We start from the raw sequence: 962 nt of genomic DNA, 5'->3' as shown, positions 1-962 counted from the left end.
CCCGACGAGCCCGGAGGCGATCTTCGGCGCCGGCCAAAACACATTCATCCCGATTACGCCCGACTTGCGCATGGTCGCGTACCAGGCAGCCTTGACCGAGGGTACCCCGTAGGTTTTTGAACCGGGGCCCGCTGCCATCCGATCGGCTACCTCGTCCTGCACCATGACCAGTCCGTGGCGCAGCGACGGGAAGTTCTCCAAAAGGTTCAGGACCACCGGCACTGCGACGTTATATGGCAGATTCGCCACCAGCGCGGTGGGCGGGTGTGGCAGTTCGGTAACCCGCATCGCGTCAGCGAGCACCACGTCCAGGTTGGCTGCAGTCTCCGGCCGCCACCTGGCGACCGTGTCCGGTAGGCGCCCGGCCAGCACCGGGTCGATTTCCACCGCCACCACCCGGGCCGCAGCGTCGAGAAGGCCCAACGTCAGAGATCCGAGGCCAGGACCCACCTCGAGGACCGTCTCTCCCGGGTCAATATGAGCTGCCGCGACGATCCGCCGAATAGTGTTGCCGTCGATGACGAAATTCTGGCCGAGGGTCTTGGTGGGCCGCAAATCCAGGTCAGCGGCCAACCGGCGGACATCACCGGCGCCGAATAGGGGTTGGACCGGCTGGGGGTTAGGGGGCTGAGTCACCTAAGCCATGGTAGTCGGGCGCCACGCAAAAGCGGGCCCCGCCTGGGGAACCCGATTTTGGTGTTTGGTTGCCCGTAGGCCGCTACCCGAGGTGCTATCCAAGCCCGAGCTTCGCCGAACAGGAAGGCCAGTGGCCCCAACCGCCGTTTTGCTTGAGCACTTCAGCAGTGGCAATCTGCTCCGCTGGCGACGCGAGATGCGGCAGCGGGGCATACTTGCCACCACCCGCACCCAGCCAGCTCGGGGCACTGAACTGCAGTCCACCGTAGTAGCCGTTTCCGGTATTGATGGACCAGTTCCCCCCGGACTCACACTGGGCCAGCGCC

Annotated in this window: 2 protein-coding genes; both read right to left on the bottom strand. The window is 65.3% G+C overall.

Features of this window, described 5'->3' with window-relative positions:
• Nucleotides 1–636, bottom strand: a 636-nt coding sequence (gene rsmA, locus K728_RS0112120; RefSeq protein WP_024476889.1) for a 16S rRNA (adenine(1518)-N(6)/adenine(1519)-N(6))-dimethyltransferase RsmA, incomplete at its 3' end; no start/stop codon positions are given.
• Nucleotides 637–730: 94 nt separating this feature from the next.
• Nucleotides 731–962 (bottom strand): transglycosylase family protein (locus tag K728_RS0112115; RefSeq protein WP_024476888.1); only part of this gene is annotated, 232 nt, incomplete at its 5' end.

This window comes from Arthrobacter sp. CAL618 (genome assembly GCF_000468215.1).
Taxonomy (GTDB): domain Bacteria; phylum Actinomycetota; class Actinomycetes; order Actinomycetales; family Micrococcaceae; genus Arthrobacter_D.
This window is presented reverse-complemented; position numbering and strand designations above follow the sequence as displayed.